Source organism: Bradyrhizobium sp. Pa8, from assembly GCF_052588265.1.
In genome coordinates this window covers 3489601-3515408 of record NZ_CP176767.1, presented here as the reverse complement: position 1 = coordinate 3515408, position 25808 = coordinate 3489601, and the positions used below count along the sequence as shown (strand labels likewise).

General features: G+C 62.0%; 16 protein-coding genes. 11 read left to right on the top strand and 5 right to left on the bottom strand.

Going from position 1 to position 25808, the window contains the following annotated elements; all coding sequences use genetic code 11:
• Positions 1–119: 119 nt before the first annotated feature.
• From ACKWRH_RS15665 to ACKWRH_RS15645, 5 genes are all read left to right on the top strand, one after another.
• The gene (locus ACKWRH_RS15665) at positions 120–1343 is read left to right on the top strand and encodes a glycosyltransferase (protein ID WP_445221286.1); all 1224 of its coding nucleotides are present in this window, start codon (positions 120–122) and stop codon (positions 1341–1343) included.
• The gene (locus tag ACKWRH_RS15660) at positions 1340–2596 is read left to right on the top strand and encodes an O-antigen ligase family protein (protein ID WP_445221285.1); all 1257 of its coding nucleotides are present in this window, start codon (positions 1340–1342) and stop codon (positions 2594–2596) included. Before ACKWRH_RS15665 ends, ACKWRH_RS15660 begins: the two co-directional genes overlap by 4 nt.
• Before the next feature lie 3 nt (positions 2597–2599).
• Entirely contained in the window at positions 2600–4588 is a 1989-nt protein-coding gene (gene asnB / locus ACKWRH_RS15655) for an asparagine synthase (glutamine-hydrolyzing) (RefSeq protein ID WP_445221284.1), read from the top strand.
• Positions 4589–4599: 11 nt separating this feature from the next.
• Positions 4600–6483 carry a hypothetical protein gene (locus tag ACKWRH_RS15650; protein ID WP_445221283.1) on the top strand — a complete coding sequence of 628 codons (1884 nt, stop codon included), beginning with the start codon at positions 4600–4602 and terminating at the stop codon, positions 6481–6483.
• A gap of 138 nt (positions 6484–6621) precedes the next feature.
• Complete coding sequence (locus ACKWRH_RS15645; protein ID WP_445221282.1) at positions 6622–9354, top strand: AMP-binding protein; 2733 nt, start codon at positions 6622–6624, stop codon at positions 9352–9354.
• 128 nt (positions 9355–9482) lie between these two features.
• Here ACKWRH_RS15645 and ACKWRH_RS15640 read toward each other — a convergent pair whose 3' ends face one another.
• Positions 9483–10019: a DsrE family protein gene (locus ACKWRH_RS15640; RefSeq protein ID WP_445221281.1), complete on the bottom strand. Its 537-nt coding sequence runs from the start codon at positions 10017–10019 to the stop codon at positions 9483–9485.
• 415 nt (positions 10020–10434) lie between these two features.
• Between ACKWRH_RS15640 and ACKWRH_RS15635 the strand changes: the two genes are divergently transcribed.
• The 4 genes from ACKWRH_RS15635 to ACKWRH_RS15620 all read left to right on the top strand — a co-directional run bounded on the left by ACKWRH_RS15635 (position 10435) and on the right by ACKWRH_RS15620 (position 14935).
• Positions 10435–12501, top strand: a complete 2067-nt coding sequence (locus tag ACKWRH_RS15635) for a hypothetical protein (protein ID WP_445221280.1) — start codon at positions 10435–10437, stop codon at positions 12499–12501.
• A 46-nt stretch (positions 12502–12547) separates the two neighbouring features.
• Positions 12548–13570 carry a TAXI family TRAP transporter solute-binding subunit gene (locus tag ACKWRH_RS15630; RefSeq protein WP_445222410.1) on the top strand — a complete coding sequence of 341 codons (1023 nt, stop codon included), beginning with the start codon at positions 12548–12550 and terminating at the stop codon, positions 13568–13570.
• Between the two features lie 119 nt (positions 13571–13689).
• Positions 13690–14187 carry a hypothetical protein gene (locus ACKWRH_RS15625; RefSeq protein ID WP_445221279.1) on the top strand — a complete coding sequence of 166 codons (498 nt, stop codon included), beginning with the start codon at positions 13690–13692 and terminating at the stop codon, positions 14185–14187.
• Between the two features lie 61 nt (positions 14188–14248).
• Positions 14249–14935, top strand: coding sequence for a N5-glutamine methyltransferase family protein (locus ACKWRH_RS15620; RefSeq protein WP_445221278.1), 687 nt, complete (start codon positions 14249–14251; stop codon positions 14933–14935).
• Positions 14936–15037: 102 nt separating this feature from the next.
• On the opposite strand, the gene ACKWRH_RS15615 is transcribed toward ACKWRH_RS15620, so the two are convergent.
• The 3 genes from ACKWRH_RS15615 to ACKWRH_RS15605 form a co-directional block, all read right to left on the bottom strand.
• Complete coding sequence (locus ACKWRH_RS15615; RefSeq protein WP_445221277.1) at positions 15038–16558, bottom strand: HlyD family type I secretion periplasmic adaptor subunit; 1521 nt, start codon at positions 16556–16558, stop codon at positions 15038–15040.
• The gene (locus ACKWRH_RS15610; protein WP_445221276.1) at positions 16558–18399 is read right to left on the bottom strand and encodes a type I secretion system permease/ATPase; all 1842 of its coding nucleotides are present in this window, start codon (positions 18397–18399) and stop codon (positions 16558–16560) included. Before ACKWRH_RS15610 ends, ACKWRH_RS15615 begins: the two co-directional genes overlap by 1 nt.
• A gap of 208 nt (positions 18400–18607) precedes the next feature.
• On the bottom strand, positions 18608–19975 hold the full coding sequence (locus ACKWRH_RS15605; RefSeq protein WP_445221275.1) for a calcium-binding protein: 1368 nt from the start codon (positions 19973–19975) through the stop codon (positions 18608–18610).
• Between the two features lie 1019 nt (positions 19976–20994).
• Between ACKWRH_RS15605 and ACKWRH_RS15600 the strand changes: the two genes are divergently transcribed.
• On the top strand, positions 20995–21546 hold the full coding sequence (locus ACKWRH_RS15600; RefSeq protein WP_445221274.1) for a hypothetical protein: 552 nt from the start codon (positions 20995–20997) through the stop codon (positions 21544–21546).
• Between the two features lie 205 nt (positions 21547–21751).
• Here the strand turns inward: ACKWRH_RS15600 and ACKWRH_RS15595 are convergent, their stop codons facing one another.
• The gene (locus ACKWRH_RS15595) at positions 21752–24022 is read right to left on the bottom strand and encodes an MHYT domain-containing protein (RefSeq protein WP_445221273.1); all 2271 of its coding nucleotides are present in this window, start codon (positions 24020–24022) and stop codon (positions 21752–21754) included.
• 448 nt (positions 24023–24470) lie between these two features.
• On the opposite strand from ACKWRH_RS15595, the gene ACKWRH_RS15590 reads away from it, so the two are divergent.
• Positions 24471–25721 carry an ABC transporter substrate-binding protein gene (locus ACKWRH_RS15590; protein WP_014496418.1) on the top strand — a complete coding sequence of 417 codons (1251 nt, stop codon included), beginning with the start codon at positions 24471–24473 and terminating at the stop codon, positions 25719–25721.
• The last annotated feature ends 87 nt before the right edge of the window (positions 25722–25808 follow it).

The window sequence follows — 25808 nt, the reverse complement described above, 5'->3', positions numbered from 1 at the left end:
CGCCAACCGCTCACTTCCGCTGTCATGCGAATGAATGAAGACAGGCCGCGGCCACGTCCTAACCTGATCCTGTCAAACTTTCGCCGGGAAAACCGGGGGCCTCCGCAAAGATCAACCTCTTGGCGGGATTGCTCAAAGGGCTGGAAGGAACCAACATGGCGCTGCACTTGCTTTGCGTAGGAGGCGAGGATCACGCTCTGCGTATCCCGTTCCTTGCGGCTCTGCAGAACCGCGGCCTGCGCGTGAGCGCGGCCGGCACTGGTGCATCATCTGCATTCGCGAAGACCGGAATCCCGTATCATCAATATCAGTTCGACAGATTTGGCGTCGGCTTTGCCGATCGCGCGGCCATGGGTCAGCTGGCGCGGCTCGTCAAGAGCGCTCGGCCCGACGTGATCCAGACGTTTGATACCAAGCCCAACCTGTTTGCGCCGCTGGCGCTTCGCGGCTCCGTACCGGTTGTGCGCACGATCAACGGAATGGGATGGGTATTCTCGTCGACAGAACTGAGAGCCTTGGCCTTCCGCCCCGTCTATCTGGCGATGCAACGCCTTGCTGCCTGCTGGACCGCAGCAACGGTTTTCCAGAACAAGGCCGACAGCAGCTTCTTTCAACGACACCGCCTGCTTGGAAAGAGCTCATCTGTCATCATCGGAAGCTCGGGGATCGATGTCGGCGCTTTCGAAGCGGCGCAAGCGCGAACGGCCTCGCCTGCCGAGCTGCGCGTCGAACTCGGGGTGGGCGATGCCGAGATTGTCCTGACAGTAAGCCGATTAACTATCCAAAAAGGAATCACAACGCTCCTCGAAGCGGCGAAGCTCGTGCATGAGGTCCGTCCGAATGTCCGCTTTCTGCTCGTCGGTCCGCGCGAAAGCGAGGGTCCGTTCGCCGTAGGTCAGGCGTTGATCGAGGCGCACGCACCATATGTGATTGCGACCGGCGCCAGATCGGATATTCCCGCGCTTCTGGGTATCGCCGACCTCTTTGCCTTTCCGACCGAGTATCGTGAAGGCATTCCCCGTGTTCTATTGGAAGCCGGATTGGCTGGCGTGCCAATCGTCGCCTCCCGCATGCCGGGGTGCGATGACGTGGTCCGCGAGGACTGGAACGGCAAACTTGTAGCGCCGCGCGACCCGCGCGCGCTCGCGGCCTCAATTCTCGACCTTCTTCAGGATTCCGCGCGTGCCAAGACGATGGGGCAACGCTCGATCAACGTGGTGCGCAAGGAGTTCGACCTAAACGTCGTCGCCGATCGCTATGCCGAGCTTTACACGCAGCTGCTTTCCCGCAGCTATTCCAGTGGCTGGCGGGCTGCGGCGCACAGCAGCAGTGAAATACAATGATCGGCAGTGCCCTTCTTGCGCTTGGCCTCGTGCTTGGGACAGCCTCGCAGCTGCGTCTTCCCAGCTTCCCCCTGGGCATCGGAGAAGCCTGCCTCGTCCTCTGGCTCGGTCTCGCATCCCTGCATCTCTTGGTCGGTTCAAGAATTTACAACCCGCAAGCCCTGCTCTGGCTCGTTGCATTCTGGAGCTGCTTTGTCTTGATTCAGAGTTTCGGGGGCTTCCTTGCATTGCTGCGCCCGGAGATCGTCGACCCAGAGCTCGTCGTGCACGACATCTTCGCATATCTCCTCGTGGCGGCCCTCACTTGCCTGGTGGCTGCTACATTGAGACCCGAGGATACCCTGCGCCAATCGCTGTGGTTCCTGATCGGATTCTGGATCGTCGCCGTGGCCGTGCAACTTGCGTTGGGCTGGGGCTACCTCAGCATCTCGTCGGTCGATCCATGGTATTGGGACCGGTTCCGCGGGTGGTCGGAGAATCCAAACCAGCTTGCAATCTACTGTGCGGTTTTGACACCACTCTCGCTTCACATGGCTCTGACGGCCAAGCGGTTTGGCCGGATCGTCGCAGTGTTTAGCTGCATCGTAACATTCGTCGTCGGCCGGCTGACGAAGAGCGATACCTTTCTTATCTCGATGTCGCTGTCGATACCGCTGCTCGTTGCGCTACGCTTGCGAAGCTGGCTGACATCCCCCGAACATCGATGGAGTCTGCGTTTCGCAGCTGCAGCGATCGTCGTTGTGGCCATAATTCCGCTTTCGCTCTCACTGCTTCCCTACGGGGTGGCAACGGCGAATGATGTCGAGGGGTTGGCCGCCGGCATGATGAAGGATCGTGGCGGTGAGGCAACGAAGGCAACCGCCAATCTGCGGCTAAGTCTTTGGCAAGATGCCTTGCACGCCGGACTGGAGTCCGGTTCGCTTGGCCTTGGGCCCGGGCCGCATCTGGAGAAGCCAACCGGAATCACGGACAAGGGCGTGGCACTCCCGGTGGAAGCTCACAGCACCCTCCTGGACGTGTTCACCCAAGGCGGACTGCCTGGCGTGATCGCCATTGTGAGCCTGCTTGTCGGTACGTTTGCGCTCCTGCTTCGCGCACGGCTCGACGCGTTGGCTGTCCTGATCTTTGCACTCGCTGTCTTCAGCATCAGCCATTTCATTCTGCGGCACCCGACCGTGTGGTTTGCCGTCACGCTGGGCCTCATCCTGGGCTCGGATCGGCGCTCATTGGCGCATGCGCGAGTTGGAAGTTAAGCAATGTGTGGAATTACAGGAATACTTCAGACGCCGCGTGCTTCTCGATCCGCCGACCTGGCTGCGATCGGGCCGATGACGGCTCGCCTGCGCCACCGCGGTCCTGATGCGGACGGGTTCTGGAGCGATCGTGACGCCGGCGTTGCGTTCGGGCATCGCAGGCTGTCCATCATCGATCTCTCCGATGCGGGCCGGCAGCCAATGCTTTCGAGCGACGGCCGCTTCGTCATTACGTTCAACGGCGAGATCTACAACTACAAGCCATTACGGCAAGAGCTCGAGTGCGCAGGCAAGCGTTTCATCGGCAATAGCGATACGGAGGTCTTGCTGGGCCTGATCGAGAAATGGGGACTGGAGAAGGCCCTCCAGCGCTGCAATGGCATGTTCGCAATCGGCCTGTGGGATCGAAGGAACCGCACGCTGCACCTGGCCCGCGATCGAATGGGGAAAAAGCCGCTCTACGTCGCGCGGACGTCTAATGCGGTGGTGTTCGCGTCGGAGTTGAAGGCCATCGCGGCATTCCCCGACTTTCACGAGGAGATCGACCCGGGCGCGGTTGCGGAGTTTCTATCGCGCGGATGGTTGCCGGAAGACCAGTGCATATGGCGAGGCGTTTTCAAGATTCCACCCGGGGGCGCCCTATCGATCCGTGCCGAGGACCTCTCGGTCTGCCGGGATGCCGCAGCGCTACAAGAACGCGCGCGCTCCTGGTGGTCGCTGGCCGATGTCGCGCACGCGGGCCGCGCAGCGCTGGCCACTGCGGATGACGAGCAGCTCATCTCCCAGGCTTGCGATCTGCTCAAGGCCGCGGTCGCCGACCGAATGGTTGCCGACGTTCCGGTCGGGTTGTTCCTGTCGGGCGGAATAGACAGTTCGACCGTCGTGGCCCTGATGCAGGCCCAATCGGCGCGCCCGGTACGGACCTTTACGATCGGATTCGGTGAGCGCGCCTTTGATGAAACGGCTAACGCTGCGGCCGTGGCGCGGCACCTCGGCACCAGCCATACCGAGCTACGTCTCACCTCCGCGGACGCCAGAGCGGTCATCCCCGAACTTCCAACCATCTGGGACGAACCGTTTGCCGATGAATCGCAGATCCCGACGCTGCTTCTATCTCGACTTGCACGGCAGGACGTCACCGTTGCGCTTTCGGGCGACGGGGGTGACGAGTGCTTCGGAGGGTATTCCAGGCACGTACTTTCCGCCCGTTTAGCGCCTCTGCTGAACTCCAACCGATCGATCCGGACCATGGCCGCGAGCGGTGTGGCGCTGCTCGGGCGCGGCATGCGCGAAAGCGTCGTCGAGACACTTCGTCTTCCAGGTTGGTTGCAGCGGATGACACACGGCGACCGGATCAACCGTCTGGCAGACCTTATTGGCAGCAACGACGTCGGCGAGATGTACCGTCGGTCGACGCGGCTCTCCGAACTGCAGTTGACGCGAACCCAGGCAGGCCCGGAGCCGGACTCGATCCCGCCGCTCGACGATCTGCTGTCTGATTTTATCGTTCGGGATATGCTTGGATATCTCCCGAGCGATATTCTCGTGAAGCTCGATCGCGCGAGCATGGCCACGAGCCTGGAGGCACGCTGCCCGCTTCTGGATCATCGCGTGGTCGAGTTCAGCTGGGCGCTGCCGAACTCGGCGAAGGTGCGTCATGGTCAGGGAAAATGGCTCCTGCGCCAGGTCCTTGGCCGCTACCTGCCGCGCCACCTCTTCGAGCGACCGAAACAGGGCTTTGACGTGCCGATCGGCTCCTGGCTGAAGGGACCTCTTCGTTCGTGGGCGTCGGACCTCCTTTCGGAGTCGCGTCTTCGCAACCAGCATCTCCTGGACGTTTCCCGCGTGCAGGAGTGCTGGCTTCAACATCTTAGCGGTCGTCGCGATTTCTCACGGCCGCTGTGGGCTGTCTTGATGCTGCAGTCCTGGCTCGACTCAGCAGTTACCTCCGGGCCTTCGCGAACAGCAGGCGTGATGGAACCGGCGCAGTAGAGGAGCAGGCGATGGAAGCGTTCACAAATAAACGGATTCTGCCGGTGACTGTCCTGTCCCAGGGCCGGTCAAAAGGCGACGAGTCACCTCCCGATGACGCCATCGCGGCATTCAAGCATGTCTTCGAGAGCATCAAGCGATACAAGCTCTTCATCGTCAAAATGATCGGCGCGGGCGCGCTGCTCGCGGTGCTCGGTAGTATTTTTATGTCGCCCACCTATCTCGCAACGGCACAGCTTGTCGTGAGCGCTCGAAGTGGCGGAGCGGCCGACAATGCCGGTGCACCCGGCAATTCCTCGCCGACTGGCGGTTCGGACGACCCGACGATCGATACGCACGTAACGGTCATGTCATCCGATGCGTATCTGCGGCGGCTCCTGCCGGCACTGAGGATGCTCGACAACCCGGCCAACGAGAACGGTTCGGTGCTCCGCACTGCCTTGTCAAAGATAAAGGGGTTCCTCTCCTTCCGGAAAGACCAACCGAGCGACGGCGCGGCAGTGGCAGCATTGAAAGGGCGCCTGAAGGTCAGCCAGGAGCGCCGGTCCAGAGTTATCAGCGTCATTGCCAGCCACCGCGATCCACAGCGGGCCGCAGATGTCGCAAACCTGGTCGCCCGATCCTACGCTGACGAGCTAGTCCGGCAAAAGCGGGCTGTGGAGCTCCAGGCTCTGGACGCTATCGCAGCACAATCGGCGAATGTTCAGCGCGAATTGTCGACGGCGAAGGCGGAATGGGACGCCAGTCACTCAGGTCAGACCTCGTCATCACCGGCAGCCGCACAGGCCGCCGCCGCGTTGGAGTGGAAAATCACCACCCTGGCGCAGCAATATGAAACACTGATACGAAAGCGGCAGGATCTCACCACGAAGGGCGTGGTCGCCGAGCCAGATGTGACCGTCATCGCGGACGCCTCGCCACCCGACTTTCCGAGCTCGTTGAACCCGTTTCTCCTTGTTCCACCGATCACGATTATCTTCGCTCTCCTCGCATGTCTCGTCGCGATCATCCTAAAGCACTTCGATCGAAGTCTGCACACAGAGGCGGAAGCTGCGGAAGCATTGGACATCCCGTGCGTCGGGTTGATCCCCTCGATCCCGCCGGAGCTGAGCATCTCGCCGCAGCGCTTCGTAGAGCAATCGGCTGTGTCGCATAACAGGGCCGTTCGCTCGACCGTCGTATCCCTCATGGCCGCCGATCCGGTCTCGCCACAGACGCCGCATGTCATCCTGGTGACATCGAGCTTGCACGGTGAAGGCAAGAGCGCGATCGCCTGGAGTTTCGGCTTTTGCGCGGCGCAACTCGGACAGCGCGTTCTGTTCCTAGATTTCTCTCAATTGCCCCGGCGCGTCGGCGGTGAGGCTTCAGATCTCTTCAAGCTGTTGGCGCACGACGGAGCGGCCGCGAAGGCCGTCCAGCACATCCCGGAGCTCGGAATCGACTACATATCGTCAAGATTGTCCGAGGGCAGTCGCCTGGGGCCGCTGGCGGGTCCGAAGGTCGCCTCGCTGTTCGAGCACTTCAGGAACACCTACGATCTCGTCGTCATCAATGCACCATCGCTGGATGATGCACCGGAAGTGCGCCTCCTCGCCTCCTGGGCGGATCACGTTCTACTTGCCGTCCGCGCCGGAAGCACGAGCCGCGACGTCGTACGGAGCACTTTGACCCGGTTTGCCGGGACGTCGGAGCTCGATGCTCGTGTCAAGCTCTGGTGTGTCCTGACACACGGAGTACCGTCCGAGCTCGCGCCCTCGGATCTTGAGCCGTCATCAGCATCGACTTTGATGCATTACTATCGCCGCTTCAAAACAACGGCGGTACGGTGGACAAGCATCGAACCTGTAATCAATGTTTCCGACCACGCCGAATCTGGCCTGAGACCACGGCAATGATCCCCAGGCGGCTTGGGTTAATCACCCGGGTCTTTCGATATGGCAGCCAGCCGATCGACCAGACGGTGGCTGCGAAATCGGCATCCTTCATTTGAAGTATGCGTGCCCAAGCCTGATTAAATACGTTGGGACAGAAAAATGACGGGTACGGTGATGCGGCTTCAGATATCTGGCGATCCGTCGGGTGATCCATGTGACGCCCTTGACGCGCACCTGCCCTCGACCGTTCAGCAAGCTCCAGCGACGCTGAGCTGGCTGAGCCCCGTGGGGGTCCCTCTCGATCTGAACGGTCCGGTCGATCGATCATTCGATCCCCTGGAAGCCGGCTTTGCCTGCGTCCCCGCCATCGAACACCTGATTGCGGTGACGGCGAAGTTCGCCGACAGGGTCGCAATCAGCGACGGCAATCACAGCTTCACCTACGCGCAGCTGTTGTCCCGCGTCTTGACCTTGGCCCAGGCGATCAGCGCGCTGATCCCGGAGCAGGAAGCCGTCGGATGGCTGTTGCGCAGCTCGGCCTGGCAGCCGATCGCCATGCTGGCATGCATGGCAGCCGGACGCGTCCTCGTCCCACTCAATCCCCGCGATCCAGTTCAGCGGCTCACGGCTATCGCCGCGGCCGCCCGGATTTCCGTGCTGATCGGGCAAGACGGCGACAGCTCCGCCGGGTGGATCCAACAGCACGGCCTGCGCTGGCTCGACGTCGCCGGCGCCAGCGACCCTTCCGCAGCAACTTCAACGCTCCCTCAGGTTTCGGTCGATGCGCCTGCCGTAGTGCTCTATACCTCCGGCAGCACCGGAGCTCCGAAGGGGGTCGTCAACAGCCAACGCAACCTGCTCCAGCGCGTTCAGCAATATGTGGACGCCTGCCACATAAGTGCGGCAGACGTCTTCATGCCTCTGAGCGGCCCCACCACGATCGCTGGTTGCCGGGAGATGCTGTCGGCTTTGTTGACGGGGGCGAGACTGCACATCGTCGACGTCGAGGCGCTCGGATTGCGCGGCGTTCTTCGCCAGATCACCACGCAACAGGTGACGATTACATACGTTGTACCTGCCCTGGTGCGTGCACTGATCAACGCAAGCCGGCCAGGCGATCTCGACTCGCTTCGCATGATCCGCATCGGCGGGGAGAAGGTCCTGTGGACCGATATCGCGCTCGTTCGGCGAGCGATACCACCGGGTTGCTTCATCCAGGTCAGCTATCTGTCGACGGAAACCACCGGCACTCAGTGGTTTCTTCCCAAGCAATGGCGAGAGGACGGCGTCAGCGTTCCTGTTGGCTACCTGCTTCCCGGCATATCGTACGCCGTGGTCGACGAAAGTGGGAAGCCCGTCCCGCACGGTGAAGTCGGCGAACTGGTGATCAAGAGCAGGTACGTCATGCTCGGATACTGGGAAGACGGGCGGCTTTCTCCGGCATCGCCCTCCCCGGATGACCCAAAGTCTCGCATCTATCAGACCGGCGACCTCGTCATCGTGGATACGCACGGACTGATGCGGATCGTCGGACGGAAGGGACGCCAGCTCAAGATCAATGGCCAGCGTGTCGAGCCGGCCGAGCTCGAGAGTGCGTTGCGCAAGCTCACCTATGTGAAGGACGCTGTCGCCGTCGTGACGGATGCGAACGAATTGGTCCTGTTTGCATCACCGGCCGATCCACAAAAAGCGCACTTCCGGACCGACGTTCGAAACAGCATCCGGCAGGCAGTTCCTGCGGCTTTGCATCCGACCAGGCTGCACGAGATACAGGAGATGCCGCGCCTTCCCGGAGGTAAGATCGATCACGCCAAGCTGAAATTGCTCGATCTCGAGAGCAAAACGACCTCGCCCGCGCCTGTGCCGACGATGCAAGGAATGGCCGAGGCCAACAGGATCGTGCAGCAGGTGTGGAGCAGCATCCTCGGCGTGCCGGAAGCCGCCGGACGCTGGGATGAGGCCGGCGGTGATTCCCTAAAGCTCCTGCGCTGCGTCATGGATATCGAAGACCTCATCGGCCGCGAAGTCAGCATGGAAGCGTTTACGGTCGATATGAGCGCTGAAGACATGATCCGGGCTATCGCGACGGTGGATCCACCGGCGCGGCAGCGTCCAAGCGACCAGATTCTCCCAGGTCTTGTCATACTGCCCGGCTCCATGGGCTATGGCCCGAGCATGGCCGCATTTGGCGCTCAGCTCGGTAAGGTCGCCCGGGTGATTCCGATTCGCTATCCAGATCTGAGCTGGAGCCTCGCGGGACGCGATTCCGTGCAGGAGATGGCCGCGATGGCCGTCGAACAGATCAATGCAGCCCAACCACGCGGCGACGTCCGAATGATCGGCTATTCCCTGGGCGGCGGCGTCGCCTTCGAAGTCGCAAGCCGGTTGATCGAACAAGGCCGTGCAGTCAAATTCCTGGGCATCCTCGACACCAATGTCGGCCCACGCAGAGCAAATCACCGAGAAGCTTTCTCTCGCACGCTGCAGCGGATTCGATCCCATCGAGTGACGATCTATCGTATGTTCTGCCGCTCGGTGGCGAAGTTCGCCGCTCGCTTGGGCCAGGAGGCTCGATTCTGCAGGCTCATCGACGCCGTTACATGGCCTCGCCTGGCAAACACGCGCTTCATGCTCAGGCTCGAGCTCGAGGAGATTCTCCGGATGCGCGCGTTCGGACGCTGGGTCGAGGATACCAAGCCTCGTCTAGCCATCAAAGGAACTGTCTTTGCCTGTCATCGGCCTGGCGTGACGCCGCGCCTCGGATGGGACTCCCTGTTTGAAGAACTGGACGTGATTCCGATCGCCGGTGGACATCTTGATCTGGTGGTCGAGCCCCACCTCTCGGTCAATCGACCCGTCATCGAGCGCGCGATCGGGGCGTCCTGCCCCTGATCCACAACACAACGCTTTTTGAGGGGCCGGTCCTGCCCACCACAGGACAGCACGGAGAGATCACGCGGGTTCGGCTCAAACCTGGCTCGAACCCGCCGTCTCGCGCTTGGGAGTGCCGCTTACGATCATCAGGGCCGCAGGTAGCTCCAGCCTTGCTCCTGAAGCTCCATCAGGCGAACAACCCCGGATTTGGTGACCTTCGCTTGCGTGATGAGAGGCACTTCTTTGCCCTCATTCTTCGTCATGTTCTCTCGTGTATTTCCGCAGGCCGAGAACGTAAGCTCGGGCGTTGTTTCGCTCATCATTTTGATGCGCCCCTTCACAGGCGAGGTATCGTCTCGCAGCATGTGCAGTCCTGGCCCGTATGCGACGACTTCGACTTCGACTTTTTGACTGAGGTCGCCGTAGTGCTGAACGACGTTGCTGACGTTGTTGAGAGCGAGATTCATGACGGCCGGATCGTTGACGTCGACATGGACGACAAGTCGATGCGGCGGCTGCTTCCGAGGTGTCGCAGCACCCATCTTGGCATTTGCGTTCCTGGCGGTAGTGCCGGGATTCTTGGTGGAGAGGGTGGATTGCGCAGAACCGCGGGTTTCGATGCCGCTAATGAGAACCAGTCCGACAGCCGCCACGCCGGCAAAAATGGCAAATGATCTGCTCATGACTGTGCTTCCTGCGTGTGTGACGAAGCGTGCACGTCGCAAGCTATTTAAGCGCAACCGTGGGGGCAAGCAGCTTTGGGCAAGGCTCGGTCCGATCTACTTAATTCCCATCGCCGGCGCACTACTCCGTTTTGGCTACCGCAACTGCGACATCGACATCGCGTCGATGAAAGCGCCGTCATAAACGACATGCCATGATCGCTACCAAGCATCATGATCCCTACCAAGCATAATGATCCCTACCAAGCAGTTGGGCGTCGAAATGGGGGTATACGGATTCGACCTGTCGAAAGGAACAGCCGTCGCGCTGACCATAGCTGCGCGCCGACCCAGGCACCGACAATTTGCGTTCCGCGGACACGGATCGTTCGACATCGCTGACGGCTCGCGTGCATGCGACAGAGCCGGCCGGCTCATGGTGGTTCTGATCACCTGCTTTCTGCCGGTTCTGACTGGAACTGCCGATGCCAAATCCCAGGACCACGGCGACCGTGGCGTCTCCTATGGCACTCCGGCGATGCTCGATCCGTGCATATGCACGCCCGGACCGGAGCAGATCGACGGGATCAAACAAAGGCTGAAGCTCGTCCAACGCGCGGACGAGGCGCGACCCGCCGCGACACAGCCCGCTGGAAGCAGGCCCGCCGCGACCGGATCGCGCGGAGCGAGGACCGCGACCGAGCAGCCCCGCGCGGGTGCCGATGCCACTGCGCAGGAAATGACGTCTACGCCGCCCTCGGCGTCAAATGCGGCGCAAGCAGCTTCCGAGACGGAACGGCTCAACCAGAACCTGCTGCTGGATCAGGAGCGGCAACGAGCGAGCAAGCTTGCGCGCGAATTGGCTGCGGCTCGAGTGGAGCTCGACGCGGCGCGGCAGACCCAGACGCACACTGTCCGCGCCATAGAGATTGGTATTCAGCAAACGCAGGCGCTCGAACAGGAGCGGGAAAAGACCGAGAACCTGTCACGTGAGATCTCCTTCCTGAAGGCGGAGCTCGACGTCGCAAGGGTTGCGGCTTCAAAGGCTATGCAGGCGCCCGAACCCGAGCCGAAGCAGGAGCGTCCGGTCGACCGACGGAATGGGGCCAAGCGCTTTGCCCTCCAGCTTGCCTCGCTTCGCTCGGAGCTTGAGGCTGCGCGCAACGCAGAAACCGAAGCCACGAAGTCTGCCGCGGCGGAGGCCGCACAAAGGCAGGCTCTCGAGCGCGAACTAAAGCAGGAGCAGGACAAGACAGAAGCCCTGATCAGCGAACTCGGCCCCCTTCGGAGCGCGGCCTCCGAGACCGCGAAGGTCGGCGCTGCAGACGTCGATCAAAAGCTGGCGCTGACGCGCGAGATCGAGAAGCAGCGGGGCAGAGCTGAGAGCGCGGACCGTCAGCTGCAGTCCCTTCAGGCTGAACTCCGTGCAGCGCAAACCGCGAGCTCTGAGTTGGCTGCGGCCCGAGCTGCAGACGCTGAGCAAAAACTGGCACTGAAACGAGAGGTCGAGAAGCAGCGGGACAGAGCTGAGAGCGCGGACCGTCAGCTGCAGCCCCTTCAGGCTGAACTCCGTACAGCGCAAACCGCGAGCTCTGAGTTGGCTGCGGCCCGAACTGCAGACGCCGAGCAAAAGCCGGCACTGAAACGAGAGGTCGAGAAGCAGCGGGACAGAGCTGAGAGCGCGGACCGTCAGCTGCAGTCCATTCAGGCTGAACTCCGTGCAGCCCAAACCGCGAGCTCTGAGTTGGTTACGGCCCGAGCTGCAGACGCCGAGCAAAAACTGGCACTGAAACGCGAGGTCGAACAGCAGCGCGGCCGCGCGGACGCTCTCGCGCGCGAGGCGGCGTCGCTGAAGGATCAACGCGACCTGGCGCGGGCTGAAACGTCAGACGCTGCACGAGCCGCCGAGGCCGCAGCAAAGGCCGCAGCCAAGCGCGAAAAGGAGCAACCGGGCAGCGGCGCGGCAATGCTCCCAACGTTCGCATCCGTCCGGGATCATCTGGCCGCATGGAATGCTTCCACGATTGTGGCGGCACCCGCGCGTGAGACCACCGGCCGAGCACCGAGCCAGAGCAGCCTCCAGCCCGCTACTTCGCCTCCGCCCGCACCGTCAGCCTCCGGCCCGATGCCACCGAGCGCGCAGATCACAAAGGGGACTGCCCGGCCCGGCGCCGATTCGAAGGCCATGGCTTCGGTGGAGCGACAGGCCGCCGCGAGCGGAGCACCGCGCCCGCTTGCGAACGAGGAACGACTGCTCGCGCGCGCCAGCGCATTGTTGCGGCAGTCCGACATCAACGGTGCCCGCGGCTTGCTGGAATACGTGCTTGGACATGGCAGCGCGCAAGCAGCCTTTATGCTGGCCGAGACTTACGATCCTCACGTGCTGCAATCCTGGGACGCTCGCGGCGTCGCCGGCGATTCCGCGAAGGCGCGCGAGCTGTATGAACGAGCCCAGGCTGGCGGCATTCGAGATGCAGAAGGACGGATCAAGGGGCTCAAATAGCTGCTGGAGCGAACCCCGGAAGCCAGACCAGAGAGTGGAGAGGCCCATGTCATTGAGTAAGCTCGCGTTCGCGGTCACATTGGCACTGGTCGGCCTGCAGCTTGCTGCCAACGCCCAATCTCGCTCGCCGCGCGACCCGCCGGCGCCGACCGCGCCACGGAATGCTGATACGGCCGCAAAGGAACGTATCAATGCATGGACGGTGGGACTCGCCGGAGGACTTATCGAGGGCGCACCGCTTCGACTCGCCGCAGAGATCGCACGCGTCGCCAACGAGGAGGACAAGCTTCACGTCATTCCGATCGTGACGACCGGTGCGACCGAGAACGTCAATTCGCTGCTCTATCTCAAGGGCGTTGATGCCGCGATCATCAACATGGATGCCCTTGACGAGTACAAAGCGCAGGTTCCGTCGATCGAAAAGCGCATCGTCTATGTTCTCAACCTCTTCCCGGCCGAGTTGCACGTCTTCGTGCGTCCCGAGATCAAGTCGCTCGACGACCTCAAGGGAAAGAAAGTCAACTTCAACACCCAGGGTACGGCAGCCGCATATTCTGGTCCGCTGATCTTCAGCCGGCTGGGACTGAACGTCGAAAAGATGTTCATTCCCCACCAGGTCGCATTGCAGCAGATGAAGAGCGGCGAAATCGCAGCGGTCGTCTTCATCACATCAAAGCCGGTCGACGCCTTCCTGAAAGGACGTTGGGATGACGGCTTCAAGTTCCTGCCGATCGAATACGACCCCAGATTTGAAGACTATTATCTTCCGTCGTCTCTCGATCCAAAGGACTATCCAAACCTCGTGCCGGAGGGCAAGCGGATCGCGACCATTGCCGTCCCGACGATTCTTGCCGCCTACAACTGGCAGCCGCAGACCGATCGCTATCGGCGCATGGTGCGCTTTGTTGACCACCTGTTCGGACGGCTCGACCGGCTGCAATCCGCTGGCTTCGATACAAAATGGAAGGACGTGAATCTCCGCGCCAGCGTCCCCACGCTGGCCCGGTTTGGTCCGGCGCAGGAATGGCTCGATCGCTCGCCCAGCGCGACCGTCGGATTATCGCGATGAAGCGAACCGGTACCCTTGCGGCCGTCTTGCTCGCGGGTATCGGTCATCTAAGCTGCGCGCAAGCCGGCGACACGCCAGATCGTTCGAGGGCATGTGCGCGGTTTCAGGGAATGGAGCACATGACATGCGTCGACGAGCAGATTGGGGAAGCACCTGAGCAGTCCTTCCAAGCCCCGCCGCAAACTCCGAACTGGGTCTTGAGCGAAACGACATCACCGGTGGACCACAAGCCGCAGATCGCCGCCCGTACCACCGCGCGAGCCGGCGCGAAGGATGGGCCCTCGTCGCTCGCCATTCATTGTCGCGCCAATCGGACCGAGGTGTTGCTCTCCGCGGCGAGTTCCTGGACCAAAACTCCAGGCGCCGACATCAGGGTCGTATTCCAGATCAATGATCAACCTCCTGTCGATCAACGCTGGAGGGTTGCTGATGGCGGACGAAGTCTCGCCTTTCCGGGCGACGCCGCCCGCTTCATAAACTCCATGCCAGCAGTAGGCCGGCTTCTGACCAAAGTGTATGCTGGAACGGCTGCGCCCTACGAGGAAACATTTGAACTGACGGGTCTGGACGCCGTTCGCCGGCGATTTGCAAAGGTCTGCACCTGGCCACCCAGCTGAAGAGCCGCAAGTCGGGCTGAAGGGCTGACAGGGCAGACGTCACGCGTGAGGTGTGAATGCGATGAGCGAGACGATCAATGTAGCCGAGGCTTACGAGCGAGGACGTACCCGGTTCATGGGAATCGAACTGCTGGTTGCTCCCGGCGCGCTGGTGCCCCGGCCGGAGACGGAATTGCTTGGCAGGACCGCGGTTGACGCACTGCGCCGAGCACACCTCCCCTCGCCGCGGATCGTCGACATGTGCTGCGGCGCCGGCAATCTGGCATGCGCGATCTCGGTCAATATTCCCGACGCTCGCGTCTGGGCGAGCGACCTGACTGACGGATGTGTCGAGCTCGCGCAACGCAATGCCGCGAGCCAAGGGGCCGAGTCCCGCATCACCGTGCTCCAGGGTGATCTGTTCGAAGCTCTCGCAGGGCTGCAACTCGAGCGAACCATCGATATGATCGTCTGCAACCCACCCTATATCTCGGAAGCCCGGCTCAAAGGCGATCGCGCTTCTCTGCTCACGGACGAGCCGCGCGAGGCATTCGCCGCCGGGCCCTACGGACTGAGCATCCATATGCGCGTTACAAAAGACGCACCTCGCTACTTGCGGCCGGGAGGACTGCTGTTGTTCGAGGTGGGCCGCGGCCAGGACCGGCAAGTGGCAACCCTGCTCGAACGCAACGACGCTTACGAGAATGTCCGCGTGGTCTTGGACGACGCGGGCGCCGGTCGCGTCGTCATGGCCTGCGCGAAGGGATAGCCGGGTTCGAGCACTTCCCCCACAATGGTCGTTGGCATTGCAGCGTGGCCCTCTGGACCCGGCGGCCCTTGCACGGGCCGGTCAGCCAAAGCCAACACGTACTCAGCTCTCCCGCATCCCGCGCCGGATCGCGTCCGTGATCGGCTGGGTCAGATAAGCAAGAATTGTACGTTCTCCGGTTGCGATCAGGACGTCGGCCATCATGCCCGGCTTGAGCTTTTCCCGGACTTTGTCGGGGAATTGCGTCACCTGGACCGAGACTTTCACCTCGTAATAGGGCTGATGGGTGACATCGTCGCGCGTGGCGTCGGCCGAGATCGAAAGAACCTCGCCGACAGCGATCGGGGTGGAGCGCGCCTTGAACGAGGGAAGCCGCACCTCCGTCGGAAGGCCGAGCTGGACGTGGTTGATATCAAGCGCCGACACCCTTGCGGCCACCACGAGAACGTCGTTGTCCGGCACGATCTCCATCAGCACGTCGCCCGCCTTGATCACGGCACCGATCGTGTGAAGCTTGAGGTTCACGATCCGCCCCGATCGCGGTGCGCGTACTTCCATCCGGGCCAGGACGTCGACCGCGACGCGCAGCTTCTCGCGCGCATCAGCAAGCTGGGCGCGCGTGTCGGCGAGCTTGCCGGTCGCTTCTTCCAGCACCTTCTGCCCGACCTGATCGATCTGGAGCCGCGACTCGTCGATGATGCGGCCATAGCGAGCGATATCCGCTTCGTATGCGCCGATCTTGCCCTCGAGATCGGCTCTGGAGCGCTCCAGCGTGGCCACGCGCGCGAACGGTACGATACCCTGATCAACGAGCGGCTTGAGCTTGGTGTATTCCTGACTCACGCTGTCGAACTGCGCGCGCGCGCCCTTGTTTTGCGCGGTGTTCCCCTGGATCTGCCGCTGCGCCTGCGCGATACGTTCCTCGAGGATCGAGATCTCGATCTTTCGCGCAGCGCGACGTTCATCGAAGCGCCGCTTCTGGTCACCCATTGCGCGTATCGCGCTCGGATCGGACGTCTTCTGGAGCAGCTCGGCCGGAAACGTGATGCTGTCCTTTCCTTCGGCTTCCGCCTGCAGACGTGCCTCCTCGGCAACTGCCGAGTAAACCGCCGAGCGAGCGATCTCTTCCTTGGCCCGCTCTTGGGTCGGATCGAGCCGCAACAGGACCTGACCTTCCGCGACATGAGAATCGCCCGTGACCAACAGGTTCTGGACGATGCCACCCTCGAGATGCTGCACCACCTTACGGTCGCTCTCGACAACGACGGAGCCGGGGGCCACCACGGCACCGTCGATCGATGCGAGGGCGGTCCAGCCGCCAAATACGCCGAAGGTCAGAAAGACGACCAGGAAGCCTCGCCGCGCGGGGGTCTGCCAATCGCCCGACGGATCCTCATCGTTGCCCACTGCCCCCCGGGGCCACAAGGTCGGCAGTTTCGCCTTGGCAAGATCGACCAGCTTGGCAAGATCGACCAGCGACCTTGTCGTCGTCTCCGCCTTCGCAAGGAGCTTGCTCGGAGGTCGCGGCTCCTGCGCCGCTTTATCGGTTCTGTTGAACTGCTTCAGAAGCTCCGCCAGTTCGTCGTGAAGAGCGTCCGTTCCCCGCTGCAATAGCTTGTCCATTATTGCCTCGTCGCGTGCGCCTGACGCACTTGATTTGAAAGCTGTGGCTGACGGTGAGCGCCATCGGTTCGATGGCTGCCGTCAGCATGGTGATGACGATCGGCGCGATGATGTTCAGCGGGCTCGCGCACGTCACGCCGCAGCGGCGCAACCGTTTTGCCGAGCAACGCAGGCAGCATCTCCTCGCGCGTGCCGATTTGCCCGAGCCGTCCCTCATGCATGAACACGATCTTGTCGACCGCGGCGAGCAGGTTCGGGCGGTGATTGATGATCACGATCGTCACCTTGCTCTGCCTCAATCGCTGGATAGCATCGGCCAGCGCGCGATCACCGTCGCCATCGAGATTTGCGTTCGGCTCGTCGAGCACAACCAGCACCGGCTTGCCGAACAGTGCGCGCGCGAGCCCGATGCGCTGCCGCTGTCCGCCAGAAAGACCTGCGCCATTATCCCCGATCACGGTGTCATAGCCCTTGGGAAGACGCTGGATCATCATGTGCGCGGACGCCAGCTGCGCTGCCTCGACGACCGCCTCGTCGGAGGCGTCGTCGCGGAAACGTGCAATGTTGTCGCGCACGGTACCGGCGAACAGTTCGACGTCCTGCGGAAGGTAGCCGAGGTTCTGTCCAAGGAAATTGGCATCGAAATGCCTGACGTCGTTGCCGTCGATGCGGACGCAGCCGTGCACCAGCGGCCAGGCGCCGACCAGGGCCCGCGCCAACGACGATTTTCCGGAGCCGGACTGGCCGACCACGGCGACGACTTCGCCAGGGGCCAGCCGGAACGAGACGTCGGCGATGGCCGGCAATTGCGATCCGGGGACGAGCACCGTCGCCGCCTCGACGGAGATTTCGCCGACCAGGGGCGGCAGCCGTGTCGGCTGTCGCTCAGTCGCGCGGTTCGCAAGCGCGCGATCCAACCGGGCATATGATGTGCGCGCGGCAACCAGCGCCTTCCATTGCGACACCGCAGCCTCGACGGGCGCGAGCGCGCGTCCCATGATCAGCGAAGCGGCGAACAGAACGCCGCCCGAAATCTCTTGCTGGATCGCGAGATACGCGCCCACTCCCATGATGGCTACCTGAATCGCCATGCGCAGGAATTTGGAGATGGCGAGCAAGGTCCCGCCCCGCTCTCCGGCCGTCGCGCTTTCCAGCAGCGCCTGACCATGAGTTTCAGCCCAGGCGCCGCGGACCGCGGGTCCCATTCCAAGCGCGCGGATCGCTTCTGCGTTGCGCAGCGAGGACGTCAACCGGTCCAGTGCGTGAAGGTTCTTCGATGCGGCTGCATTCAGCGGCGCCTTCGTAACACGCTCGTTGAGGAAGGCGAGCGTCAGGATGATGATCGCGCCGATCAGGGCGACCAGGCCGATCAGCGGATGAAGCAGGAAACACATCGCGAGGAAGATCGGCGTCCACGGCACATCCATCAGCGACGTGATGACGCCGCCCGACAGCACCTCACGCAAGGTGTCGACATCGCGCAGCAGCTGAACGTGATGCGAGCTGCTCGTGCTCAGCGCCTGTCCGAGCGCGGTCTCGAACGTCTCGCCCGAGACGAACCGGTCGAAGCGCAATCCGGTTTGCACGAGAACCCGGCTGCGAAAATGCTCCAGCGTCGCGTAGCTGATGAACAGCACGAGCGCGATGAGCGAGAGCAGCAGCAGCGTCATCCCGTTTCGGCTCGTCAGCACCCGATCGTAGATCTGCATGGTGTAGATCGGCGACACGAACACCAGCAGATTGATGAAAATGGATAGTCCGCCGGCCGCGAGCAGGCCGGGACGTATCCGACGGAAGGCATCCGCGAGCGCAGACTGTTTTGCCGAAGCGTGCATGTGCATATCCGGGCCGCCCTTGGCCGGGCGGCGGTAAACGGTTGAAAAAATTGCATGCGATCGAGCGTCAAGACGCCCGCATTCCAGCATTCCGCCGTGCGCGGAATGGCACCCCGCCTCTCGACCGACCCCGTGGTCGCGAGGAACTCCCCAGAGCGGACCTGCGCGCGGCGCACCGCGCGCAGGTCCTTGTTGATGTAGACGACCTACGAGCTTACGAGTGCCACCCGTGATGATCGTTGTGGTGAGACATCAGATCAAACAGATGCGATACGAACGAGCCTGTGTCCGGCGTATCCGTCTGCCCCGAATCGGCATCCGCAGTCGTGTTCGACGTCGCATTGTGACCCCGCCACCAGGAATGATCGCCGAATGAGGGCGACGACGTGCCGGCATTGAGCCACTGCGAGAAATCGAGCCCACCACCGTTGTGGTTGTGCCCGCCACCGCCGTTGCCGGCCTGCCAGGACGAACCGCCCCACCAGCCGCCGCCGTGGTGATGACCACCCCAGCCGCCAGTATCCGTCGAACCACCGTCTGACGGATCGGTCGTTCCGTCCGAGCCCGACACGGGAGGGGTGCCGCCGGTGCTACCGCCAGCATCGGCAACCGGCGGCGTGGAGCCGTCCGTGCCGGTGCTACCGCCACCGTCCGCAACCGGCGGCGTGTTGCCGCCCGTGCCGGTGCTACCGCCAGCGTCCCCAACCGGCGGCGTGTTGCCGTCCGTGCCGGTGCTACCGCCAGCGTCCACCGGCGGCGGCGTGTCGGTCACCGGATCGGTAACAGGATCGGTAACAGGCGGAGCGGTCGCGCCCCCCGTGCCATGGCTCGTATTGTGCGCAAGGAACACCTGCTGCAGTTCCGGCAAATTCTCGAGCGCAGTGTCGCCATTCTGCGATCCCCACGCGTAAGCATAGTCAAAGGCCGGATTGGGCACGAGGTCCGCCCAATGATCGATCATTGCCTGCTCTTGCGCGGCAGTCGGCACAGCGACCTTGCTGCCGGTTTCGGTGGACCAGCCGCCGCCGCCGAACGCCTGATAAACCGGAACGATGGAGTCGAGCGGGATTCCGGCTTGCTCAGCGGCAGAGACGTACTTGTCGATCGTGCTGAGGTCGACGTTCGGACGGTCCGTCCACACCGGATACCAATCAAGACCGAAGTAGTCGATGTGGGTGTTCGCCTGGTTGTAGCTGTTCATGTAGTTCGGATCGTCCGATGATCCAGTGTTCATCAGGACGGTGAACGTCTTGGCCCCGGGATCGTGCTGATGAATCCAGTCGGATTCAGCCTTGAGATCCGCGGGATCGGCTTGCGGTCCCCACTCCCCGGTCAGATCGGGCTCATCCACAAGGTAGAAGCCGAACACTTTCGGATTGTTGAGGAACGGCGTCACCTGGTCGATAAAGTCCTGAGTCACGCCGTGGTACTGATCGAGCCAGACCAGACCCTGCACACCGTCGGGCAGTGCATTCACCTGATCGACATACTGGACATCTGCGAGATTAAAGCCAGCTTCAGCTGGTGCGAAGTTACCTTGCGAGTCCAGACCCCCGCCCGCAGCGTAGTGTAATGTTGCCAATGATATTCCCCTGTCTGTGTTGAAAGCCCCCAGTGACCTGTAGGTCTGAGCGCCCGACAACCGATCGTGCGTCCCACCGAGGTGAACGTATGTTTACGTTTGAGGCAGGAATCTCCGTTCCATTGGGCGTAACCAAGGGATTATTGTGCTGAAAGTTTGCACAGCAACGCGCCAGCGCTGACCGCCGGATCCGCGGGAAAACTTGTTTTGAAAGACGATTCAACGATATGCGGCCAATCGAGGCCGAGAAGATCAATGTTGAATCTGGCACAACGTCGACGAAATTGTTCAATGTCGGCAAACCGAATTGATGTCCGTGGATTACCTCCGATGATGGATGTTCTCATCGAAGCGTTTCCGTTGTTCAGTAAAGGGCGTGGCGCAGGTAGAGAGAAAATCCTAGCGGATCCGCGCTCCTGTAAGCCGGTATTGCGGCACCGAAGCTGAACTCGTTTGCGGGGGCAATTGCGGATCGCGGAAGTATTGGGCGCTGGGTTGCCTTGCCGCTCTTTAGCACCGTGGCTGGAGAGCTCTTTTTGATAGCGCGCGCGAAGCGAATTTGTCCCACCCGTTCGCTGTGCCGCGCGCAGGCGATTTTTTGAGTAGAATCAGCTCATTTGCTGCCGAGGACGTCATGTCAGGGTCGGCCCAAACGAACCTCAAGTTTCCGCCAGGTTCACGAATTCAGGTAAAGCCGGCAGCCGGTCCTCGCTTAGCTGGAAAGACCGGGACCGTGGTTGGGGCCGGATACTATCCGAAGAGCCTCCGCGTCATTCTGGACGGATCGAAGGGACCAATTACTCTTCACGTGGACTACGTGGCCATGATCAACACGTGAAGCGGGCGCCGCGTCCACGGCCCACTTGCGGCAAAGGTGTTCTTCAACGACGCGTTTCGAGTTACTCCAGAAGTATAGCCGGCCTCTGCTCCAGCATTAGGCCGCTCTTTTGACCCATTTCAGCCAATCTTTGTTAGTTGCTCGCTGCTCGGGGCAGGATCCATCAATCCCGGAGCCTGCAATGTTCAAGCAAGTAATTTCTGCGTGCTGCCTCGTTGTGATCACCTCGCTCAATTCAGATGCACGTCCCTATCGCATACAGCACGCCTCCGAATGCAACGTCACCATGCCATGCGACTTTTCGAACTACGCGCAAATCTCGAACCAGCGAAGAGAGGTGCGAGACTCATTGCGGATACGCCGAACCAAACAACTCACCGTCGTCGCCAATACAAATAATGCGGCGCTTGATAGCCCCGTCAGCACTCGGATCGTTGGCGGCCGCCCCGCGGGCTGCCCGTCCTCATTCTGCGGTTGTGCCGCAGCCCTGCGCCTGTTTGGTCGTATCGTTCCGGAATTGAATCTCGCGTCAAACTGGCTGAGATTTCCGCGTACATCGCCAGCACCAGGAATGGTCGCGGCAAGACGAGGGCACGTTTTCGTCCTCGAGCAGCACATCGGGGGCGACGTTTGGATGGCGTACGACGGCAACTCAGGTGGACACACAACGAGAATACACGCGCGTTCTTTGAGCGGGTACACGGTTGTGAATCCGCGCGCGACGCTGATTTGAATTTAGCCCTTTATCGAATCGGCAACACGGTTGCCAAGCACCGGCACGCTTTCACCGGGACAGCGGCAACCTCTCGTCGCTGAGGCGCTGTTATTATCCCCGGTCGAAATACGACCTGATGGCTCCACGCAATCATATTGGTTGGTCGGGGAGCTGGAGGCAAATGTGCTGGCGGCGCCGATCGGCGGCCGTCAGTCAGACACCGTCAGGCGACGACAGATCTCGCGCGCTCCCGCTCTCGCATCGCTCCCTGGATAGCCTTCTCAAGGGCGGCCTGATCGAACGGCTTCGACAGGCGATGCAGATTGGAACGCGCGTCGATGGGAAGCTCCGCATACCCGGTGCTCAGGAGGATGACCGTACCGGGACGCTCCACGACCACGGCTTCAGCAAGCTGCAGGCCGGTCATGATCGGCATCGCATAGTCGGTGACGACGAGTTCGATGGTCTGCGTGCGGCGGAGGAGATCCAATGCCTCTTCGCCCGAGCGTGCCTCGACCACCGCATGCCCGAGATCCTCCAGCATTGCCGCCGTATTCTCGAGCACGAGAGGATCGTCGTCGACCAGAAGCACGGAAAGCCGGCGGTCGGCCCGAAGCATGGGTGCCGGAGCCTCCGCGCGCGGTGCTGGCAATGCGGCCTCCTCCTCAGCTACCGGCAGCCAGATCTCGGCCGTCGTGCCCACTCCAAGGCGGCTCTTCAGGACGAGCCTGCCGCCGGACTGCTCGGCGAGGCCGTGAACCATCGATAGTCCGAGCCCGGTGCCTTTGCCGATGCCCTTCGTCGTAAAGAACGGCTCCTGAGCGTGCTTGATCGTTTCCTCGTCCATGCCGCAGCCGGTGTCGCTCACCGAGAGCGCCACGTAGCGGGGAGCGCCAGCTTCGTGCTGCTCATCCCTGGCGGAGATGGTTATCAGGCCGCCGGCCGGCATCGCATCACGCGCGTTTACCGCGAGATTGAGGATGGCCAGTTCGAGCTGGTTGGCGTCAATCTTCACGTTTGGCAGGTCCAGCGGAAAGAGTGTGTCGATACGGACGCCTGCCTCGAATTTCAGCAGTGACGCCATGCCCCGCACCAGTGCGGCGATATCGACGACAACCGGCTTGAGATCCTGCTTGCGAGCGAAGGCGAGCAAGCGCTGGGTTAGCAGAGCGCCCCGCTGCGCGCCTTGCATCGCGTTGTCCACGAGACGCTGTATCTTCGGATCGTCTGTTTGCAGGCGTTTTTTCAGGAGCTCAAGGCTGCCGAGAACGGCGGCGAGCAGGTTGTTAAAATCGTGGGCCACGCCGCCGGTAAGTTGACCGATGGTCTCCATTTTCTGCGACAGCGTCAGCGCTTCGCGTGCCCGATCCAGCGCTTCCTGTGCCCGCCTTCTCTCGCTGATGTCGCGCACGATCTTGGCAAACCCAGTGATCAAGCCGCTTTCGTTCCGTACCGCGACCAGGGTTGCCTCCGCCCAGAAACGGCTGCCGTCCCGGCGCACGCGCCAGGCTTCCACTGCTGACTTGCCGTACCGCTCCGCCTCCAGGAGAGCACGTGCTGGCACCCCGGACGCGCGGTCTTCGTCGGTATGAAGGATCGCGTAGCTGGTCCCTACGATGTCGTCGCCATAACCCATCAGCCGACGCGCCCCGAGATTCCAGCTTCCCACGGACCCATTCGGCTCGATCATGAACATGGCGTGATCGGCGATGCCCTCCACCAGGAGCCGAAAGCGTTCTTCACTTCGCCTCAGCGCGCTGGCCTCGCGTTGGGCGCGCTCCGCCGACACCCGATCGTAGACGGCAGCGGCAATCCCAATGCTCAGGATCAGGATGGTGGCGCCGGCGAGCAGAAATGCCAGCGGCGCCCGACCCACGAAATGTCCAGCGTGTCCCGCCACGGTGTTCGCAGGCACGAACGAGGCACCTTCCATAGCCGCGTAATGCATGCCGGAGATCGCGAGACCCATGACAAGTCCTGCAAACAGCCGCTGCGTCGCATTTGTCTTGCGAAAGGCAAGCCAGAGCGCCACGACCGAAGCGCACATCGCGATCAGGACCGAGAGCACGACCCACCGAGGATCGTACGCGACGGATGCCGCCATTCTCATCGCGCCCATGCCCGTATAGTGCATGCCGGATATGCCGAGCCCCATCGCCAAGCCGGACACCAGGAGCGCCTGCGGGCGTCTTCCGACCACGGCAAAGGCCGCGGCCGCGACAACGATGGGGACGACTAGCGATAGAAAGGTGAGGAATGGATCGTAGGAGATCTCGACCCCAGGCAGCCTGAAAGCCAGCATGCCGACGAAATGCATGGACCAAATGCCGCCGCCCATGGCGGTGGCCGCGGCTGCAAGCCAAGCCGGACGAGCCCGCCCGGACGCGGCACGCATCCGGGTCGCGAGGTCGAGCGCTGTGTAGGAGGCGAGCGCGGCGATCAGGATCGACAGCGCCACAAGAACGGGATCGTGAGAGGCCGTATGGTGATTCATTTCCACCCGATGGTAATGGAAATCCGGGGCAAATTCACCCTAGGTTGAATAGCGGCGGCGGGATCGGGGCCCAGCCGGCCGCGATCCGTGGCACCCTGTCGGCAAATTCTAGCTGGATCCAGCCGTCGGGGGCTGTTCCCGCCCCACATTCCCTTGGGGATTTGAACCGGACCAGGCCTGTGCTGGGTCAGGCTCCATGCACGGACCCAGCGCAGGATCGTGCCCCTCACGCGCCGTCCTGCAAATTGGGCAAGCCGGCCACCTATTGCACCGCGAAGCCAATTGCGCCGCAACATTCAAAATGAGACTGCCCGTCAAGCCGCACGATGCGCCCATACGTGCACTGTATCCGACTTCGGTTAGCCTTCGTTCAACAGCCGGGCGCCTTTCGGGAGCCACGGCGCCGCGCCAATTCAGCGAAAAATTTGGCCATAGAGGGAGGAATGCAATGTTGAAATGCAGTGTGGGACTGATCGCGCTAAGCAGCCTTTTTCTTTCAGGCGCGGCAATCGCCCAGGAAAAGATCAAGGTCGGCGTCACGGCAACGCTGGAAGGCACCTACACGGTGCTCGGCGAGGACGGCATGCGCGGCCACCAGACGGCGCTCAATGTGCTTGGCAAGAAGGTCGGCGACAAAGAGCTTGAATTCATCGTTGCTTCGACCGACGCGACGCCGGATTCCGCGGTGCGCGCCGTGCGCAAGCTGATCGAGCAGGACAAGGTGCAGATCCTGTTGTCGCCGCTCTCCGGCGACGAGGGCATTGCGGTCAAGAACTTCGCCAAGACGCATCCGGAGCTGACTTTCATCAACGCCGCCTCCGGCGCGCAAGAAACCACCTATGTCGATCCCGCTCCGAACTTCTTCCGCTACAACATGGACGGCGCGCAGTGGCAGGTGGGCCTCGGCAAATACGCCTATGAAACCAAGAAATATCGCAAGATCGCGACCGTCGGCGAGGACTATTCCTTCATCTACACCCAGGTGTTCGGGCTCGTGCTCGAATTCTGCGGCGCCGGCGGCCAGGTCACCAACCGGCAATGGGTGCCGCTCGGCACCAAGGATTTTGCCTCCGTCATCGCGGCGCTGCCCGACGACGTTGATGCGATCTATCTCGGCCTCGGTGGTGCGGATGCCGTCAACTTCCTGAACCAATACCAGCAGGCCGGCGGCAAGGCGCATCTGATGGGTGGCTCCATCATGATCGACCAGACCATCCTGTCCTCGAAAGGCAACGCCAAGAATGCGCTGGTCGGCACCATCGCGGCGAGCGGCCAGGCCGACACCTGGGAGGATCCGGGCTGGCAGAAGTTCGTGAAGGCGTATCAAGACGCGTTTCCGCCCAACAAGCGCTTCCCGAGCCCGTCGCTTCTTGCGACCAACTATTACGGTTCGACGATGGCGCTGATCCTCGCGCTGCGCGAGGTCAATGGCGATCTTTCCAATAACCAGGCCAAATACAAGGAGGCGCTGGCGAAGATCGAGATCGACGCGCCGAACGGCAAGATCAAGCTTGACGCCAACCGCCAGGCGATCGGCACCAACTTCGTCACCGAGGTCGTCGATGACGGCAAGGGCGCGCTGTTCAGCAAGGTCGTGAAGGTGATCCCGAACGTGAACCAGACGCTCGGTTACGATCCGGCGGTGTTCGCCAAGATCGGACTGCCGAGCCGTACGGTCCCGGAATGTAAGAAGTACTGACGCATTCACCGTCGCTCGTTTCGCATACCTCTCCGGCAACCGGGAGCGATTTGCAGGCGCGATATCTTGCGCTCTTGCAATCTCGCC